The following is a 6098-nucleotide window of genomic DNA, read 5'->3' as shown; positions in this document are numbered from 1 at the left end:
AGAAGGTTACCGGTTCCCATTCCGATACCCTGGATCAGATGATGGACTTTTTTGAAGTGGTAAACATTTCTCCCCGGAATAGGTTGATGATGCACCGACTAAAGTTGTATAATTTTATACTGCGTAGAATTGATTATATCGCAGAACTGCTTCGTGAACAGGAAAGATTATACCACAAGCCTACCCACGATATGCTGAAAAGTTTATTTGACGGAACTGCGATGGATAAAATACACCAACCAGCCATAGAAGAGCCTAGGTACAAAGAGCGGAAACAAGAGGAATTAGAAAATATTGAACCCAAGATTTCTATGGAAGAATATAACGTTCTCCATCAAGACTTACAACGCGAACGACGAGAGTTTTTGAAAATTTTAAACAGCATAAGCCAAGTGAAACCACATTTTGGAAAGTCTTATCTTAAAGTTGAAATGGACGCAACAAAGCTTAGTATCCTAAAACGACGATTGGAGAATTGAACTTATTTTTTGTAAGGATATATTTTCATACTGATCAAACCCAATATTCGTTCGGACTAGGCAATTTGAACAATATTCAAAGCTACTCTTCAAGAATATCCTCAATATTCGAAAAATCCCAGACTTATCGTGATCATTAAATATACTCCTTTGGAAAATACAGTAAAAACAAAAATTTCTTGTCCGATAATCAACACTAATGACCTTTGTATTTTAATAGTGGAAATTATCGTAATAAGAATAACGCATTTTATGCTTATAGGTTTTCCAGACTCACCGAAGGTTTTGTAATTGTGGTAGGCCTGGATAAATGGTCATAATAGTTAACATATCAATCCATTATAAAGCAGACTACAAACCAATCAAAAATTTCTATGAAAAAACTTTAAAATTAGGACATCGAGAAAAAACCAAGTACAAGTTTAAAGCCTAATAAAACTAAAATTCTTTTTAAACTAAGAAGCTCATTTATGTTAGATTCAATAAGTTTTATAAAGTTATTAATAAAGTTTAATACTTAATTAAAAAAGAGACTCGCAACGTAATACTTCAAGGATTAAAAGTTAAATTTAATATTTAGTTAAGAAAAGATTGGGTTTTACACATGAAAAATATAGTTTAGCAAAAGAATACGAAAGTTTGTTATTTCGATTAACTAATTATTAATGTTTTAATTACTAATATTAACCAAAAATTAGTCAAATTTTATGAAAAAACTATTACTAACCTTCGCAATCGTTATTGTGCCCTATATAATGTTTGGGCAAAATACGATTGAAATTACAGGTCAAATTGTAGAAGATGCCACAGGCATACCTCTGCCGGGGGTAAACATTATTGAAAAAGGCACCACAAATGGTACGATGACCGATTTTGACGGAAATTATACCATTGAAGTTCCTGAAGACGCTACTATTGTAGTAAGCTACATAGGTTACTCAACTAAGGAAATTAAAGTCGATAATCGCAGCGAAATCGATATCGTATTAGAGCAGGATGCCGATGCTTTGGATGAGGTTGTTGTTGTAGGTTACGGTGAACAAAAGAAAATTAGTATCGTAGGTGCTGTATCAACCATGGAACCAGAGAAATTAAGGACGGCTTCCACAAACATTTCCACCTCCTTAGCCGGTAATTTGTCCGGTATTATAGCGGTACAACGTACTGGGCAACCTGGTGCTGATGCTGCTAACTTTTTTATTCGGGGTATATCTACTTTTAGTGGAGCGCAAAATCCTTTGATCCTGTTAGATGGAGTGGAGATCTCAAATGGAGACCTTAATGGACTGTCTCCAGAAATTATAGAAAGCGTTTCGGTTCTAAAAGATGCAACCGCGACAGCTGTTTATGGTACGCGTGGTGCAAATGGGGTATTGATTGTTACTACTAAAACGGGAAAGAACTTCGATAAGCCCCGAATTTACACAAGAGTGCAATCTCAGGTTACTGTTCCTACCGAGACTCCTAATTTTGCAGATGGGGTAGATTATATGAAGCTATATAATGAAGCGGTAACCAATAGAAGTACCGGGGAGATTTTATATACACAAGATAAAATTCAAGGTACCGCAGAAGGAAGAGATAAATACCTCTATCCTAATGTAAATTGGTATGATGAAATGTTTAAAGATGCAGCCTATAACCAGGAAGCAAACGTAAACATTCAAGGTGGGGGAGAAAAAGTTGGTTATTTTATGAGTGCAACTCTTAATCGCCAAACAGGTCTTTTAAAGAATTTTGATATGAACTCTTATGACAATAACATCGAAGTTCAGAAATTCACCTTTCAGAATAACATAGATGCACAACTTTCCCCCACTACGAAGGTAGCTTTAAAATTAAATACTCAGTTAAGGTATTACGATGGTCCTTCAACCAGCGTACAGGGAATATATAATGGTGCGATGAACACTAATCCTGTAGATTTCCCAATGTATTACCCCTTAGATAGTATTACTGATCCCCGTGATATCCAATATGGTGGTAAAACGGGAGGTGCAGTCAATGGTGGTTGGCCAAACCCTTTTGCTGAATTGACTCGTGGTTATACCAGTAATTTTCAAAGTACTGTTTTGGCTAACTTTAGCGGAGAACAAAAACTGGATTTTCTTTTAGATGGTCTTGCCTTTAAAGGACTGGTATCTTTTAAAAACTGGGCTAACACCAACGTTGTAAGAACCAGGGGGTATAACCAGTACGAGTTAGACGGCACTCCGAAATCAGCAGATGGTAGTTACAATCTAAGCATGGTAGGGCAACCGCAAGATTTGTCTCTGGGCACAGGCACGGGTACATCAGGTGACAGGAGGTTCTATTTCCAACCTTCTTTAGAATATAACCAGCAATTTGGCAAGCATAGTGTTTCGGGATTATTATTGTACAACCAAACTGAGTTTGCTGTTAATAATCCAGATGGTTTAATTAGTAGTTTACCTGAAAGAAGAGTAGGCTATGCAGGAAGGGCTACCTATGACTATGATTTTAGATATTTATTTGAAGCAAATTTTGGGTATAATGGTTCTGAGAATTTTGCCGAAGGCCAGCGATATGGATTTTTTCCTTCTGCTGCAGTAGGTTATGTAATTAGTAATGAAGATTATTTTAAAGACTTAAAGGATGTTATTAACATGTTGAAATTGCGAGTGAGTTATGGTAAGGTTGGTAATGACAGGATTGGCGGAGCAAGATTCCCTTATCTTTCAGACATCGATTTAGGTGGCCGTGGCTTTACTACCGGTATTGAACAAAACACTTCATATAGTGGTCCTGTTTACAATCAATTTGCAAATAGAAATATTACCTGGGAAACAGCCAATAAGTTAGATATAGGCTTGCAAATAGGATTGTTTAACGAATTTGCCCTGGAAATTGATCTTTATCATGAAAAACGAGAGAATATCTTTGTGGATATTTCTTCAACAATACCAACTATTTTTGGAACCGCAGGAACTAACGTTTATGCCAACTTGGGAGAAGTAACAAATCAAGGTGTGGATTTTTCTTTAGATTATAACAAACAATTCAATGATAATTTTCAAATAACTGCAAAGGGTACTTTTACATACGCTCATAACAATGTAGATGTAAATAATGAACCTCCTTTTTCAGAATTTCCAAATCTATCAGCTGTTGGTCATCCTATTGGAACATTATTAGGTTATAAAGCAGAAAGGCTTTTTATAGACCAGGCTGAGGTTGATGCCAGCCCTGTACAACAGTTGGGAGGATTTGTATCTGGAGGTGATATTAAATACACCGATATTAATGGTGACGGTATAATTAATAGTGATGACCGCGTAAGAATGGGCAATCCCACTACGCCTGAGATCGTATATGGTTTAAGTACCTCTATGTATTATAAAAATTGGGATATGTCCTTTCTTTTGCAGGGTGTAGCCAGAACCTCATTTTATGTTAATGGCTTTCATCCTTTTGGAAGCCAGGGCTTGAGAAGTGTATTGCAATGGGTGGCAGATGATCATTATAGTCCTACTAATCCAGATATTTATGCAGCATATCCTAAACTATCAAAATTGGATAATGGAAATACCACGGCAAATTCCTCTTACTGGCTAAGGGATGGGTCATTTCTTAAATTACGAAGTGCAGAAATAGGTTATTCTTATGAACAGGCACGATTCTTTGTAAGTGGCTATAACCTATTGCGTTTCTCTAAGTTTGACAAATGGGATCCAGAACAAGGTGGCGGTAGCGGTTTAAGCTATCCTACACAGACTATAGTAAACTTAGGCGTACAATTGAGATTCAATTAAAAAACAAAACATTATGAAAAAACCACTTATACTTATATTTATTTTCACTTTCGCAATCTCTTTTACAGGCTGTGAAAAATATCTGGATATTGTTCCAGACGAAAGACCAACCGATGAGGATGCTTTTAGAAGCCCTAATGCTGCCCTTGGTTATTTATACTCCATCTATGGTTATATTCCAAAACAAAGATCGGGAACTTACTCCATTGATTTAATGACAACTGATGAAGTTGTTACCGCTTTTGAACATGAAACTTTCGCAAAATTCCCACGTGGAGAATATACCGCATCCAGTCCAGTAATTTCCTATTGGAACGACTTGTATAAAGGAATAAGACAGGCTTATATCTTTAAAAATAATATTGATGGTGTAGCAGGAATAGAAGAAAGTACAAAAACTCAATATAAAGCTGAAGCAGACTTTCTAATTGGCTACTTCCACTTTTTATTATTAAGAATGTATGGACCTGTAGTAATTGCCGATAAACAATTTGATATCAACATGCCGGTTGAGGAATATCCTTTAAGATCTACTTATGATGAAAGTGTAACTTTTATCTCTAATAAGTTAGATGAAGCTGCGCAAGCACTTCCTATGGAACAAACCAGTTCTAGTGACTATGGAAGAGCTACCAGTGTAATTGCAAAATCCATTAAAGCGCGTATGTTGCTTTATGCCGCATCGCCTTTATTTAATGGCGGAGGTGCCAATAAATCTAGCTTGTTCAGTGGCTTTACAGATATGGATGGCAATCAATTGATAAGTACTTCTTATGAAAAGGAAAAGTGGCAACAAGCAGCTGCGGCTAATAAAGAAGCAATAGATATGGCTTTGGCAGCTGGAAAAAAACTGTATAAAAATAGCGATTATGATTCAGATTTCCCCGAAGATCCTATTGAAAAAGATTTGCGCTATGTTTTCGTAGATAAACAAACTAAAGAATTGATTTGGGCCGAGACAAGAAAGGAAACTGCTTATGACTTTCAGAATAAAAGCACACCTTTTATCGCAGGTACTTCTTGGAATGGTGTGGCGCCAACCTTGACAATATTAGAAGCTTTTTATTCTGAAAATGGCTTACCTATAGATAAAGATCCGGAATATGATTACCAGGGCCGCTATAATATTGACAGCACTGCTTTAGGTAATACCTTGTCTTTAAATCTCAATAGAGAACCACGTTTTGAAGCCTGGATATCTTATCACAATGACTATTATGAGATAATTCGAGGAGACAAAAAAAGAATAGTAACTAATTATCGTAGGAATGATGATGAAGGAATCAAAGGACGTAGCAATAACTATAGTCCTACGGGCTATTTGAATAAAAAAGGTGTTGCTCCTTTATTGAACCAAAGTCGTCTTCAGGTAAGTGTTAACTATCCCTGGCCTAAAATTAGGCTAGCCGAATTGTATTTAAATTATGCGGAAGCTTTAATCGAAGCCGGGCAGGATTTGAATACTGCTAAAGAGTATATTGATAAAGTACGGGTTAGAGCTGGAATTCCAACTATAGATGAGGCCTGGGCACCTATTGGCGGAGCTAACGACCAGGAAACCCTTAGGGAAATTGTTCGCCAGGAAAGAACCATAGAACTCTATTTAGAAAATCATAGATTTTGGGATTTAAGAAGGTGGCAAGTTGCTGAAGAATATCTTGATTCGAAAGCTAAGGGAATGAATATACAGGGAGAAACAGATGAAGAATTTTTCCAGGTGACCGAGGTTAAATTTCCAAGGAATTTTAGTCAAAGAAATTATTTAATGCCTATTCCACAGGCTGAAATCAATAAAAACGAACTGTTAATTCAGAATCCTGGATACTAACATTAAAAAACAAACGTA

The 6098-nt window shown here is 36.3% G+C and carries 3 protein-coding genes; all 3 read left to right on the top strand.

From position 1 onward, the window contains the following. A partial coding sequence (locus tag BUA71_RS17665) for a BfmA/BtgA family mobilization protein (protein ID WP_072881323.1) occupies positions 1-479 on the top strand: 479 nt, incomplete at its 5' end. 707 nt (positions 480-1186) lie between these two features. After that, positions 1187-4252 carry a SusC/RagA family TonB-linked outer membrane protein gene (locus tag BUA71_RS15290; protein WP_072881322.1) on the top strand — a complete coding sequence of 1022 codons (3066 nt, stop codon included), beginning with the start codon at positions 1187-1189 and terminating at the stop codon, positions 4250-4252. 13 nt (positions 4253-4265) lie between these two features. Then, positions 4266-6080 carry a RagB/SusD family nutrient uptake outer membrane protein gene (locus BUA71_RS15285; protein ID WP_072881320.1) on the top strand — a complete coding sequence of 605 codons (1815 nt, stop codon included), beginning with the start codon at positions 4266-4268 and terminating at the stop codon, positions 6078-6080. Positions 6081-6098 lie beyond the last annotated feature (18 nt).

It is taken from the genome of Salegentibacter echinorum (genome assembly GCF_900129445.1).
Classification (GTDB): Bacteria; Bacteroidota; Bacteroidia; order Flavobacteriales; family Flavobacteriaceae; genus Salegentibacter; species Salegentibacter echinorum.
This window is presented reverse-complemented; position numbering and strand designations above follow the sequence as displayed.